This window comes from Komagataeibacter intermedius TF2 (assembly GCF_000964425.1).
GTDB lineage: Bacteria > Pseudomonadota > Alphaproteobacteria > Acetobacterales > Acetobacteraceae > Komagataeibacter > Komagataeibacter intermedius.
Genome location: NZ_BANF01000521.1, coordinates 1 through 356, shown reverse-complemented (window position 1 = coordinate 356; position 356 = coordinate 1). Strand labels below are relative to the sequence as shown.

The 356-nt window shown below is 52.0% G+C and carries 1 pseudogene; it reads left to right on the top strand.

From position 1 onward, the window contains the following. Positions 1–150: pseudogene (locus B7449_RS18270) on the top strand (VapC toxin family PIN domain ribonuclease); the annotation flags it as partial. Between the last annotated feature and the right edge of the window lie 206 nt (positions 151–356).

Below are 356 nucleotides of genomic sequence, written 5' to 3'. Positions count from 1 at the left end.
GAACGGAATGGCCGTATCATAGGTCCGTATGATCTCATGATTGCTGGGCATGCCCGGAGCAGGGGGCTGATTGTCGTGACGGGGAACCTTCGGGAATTCCAGCGGGTGGAAGGTCTTCGAACCGAGGACTGGCTGACTGACACGGTCTGACCGGGAAAGACGCAGCGAGACAAAATATTGATAAAAACGACTGCTTATCAATCGACTATGTCATGCAGCGAGCTTCTCTACGAACCCGCTGACAAGCAGCAGTCTTCTTTGGTTGCAGGCCCCCTGAAACCAGATACAAATCCTTGATTTGACACGATAAAACCGCTCGCACACGGCGGGTTTTTTGTTGTCTGAAATTCCCTGCA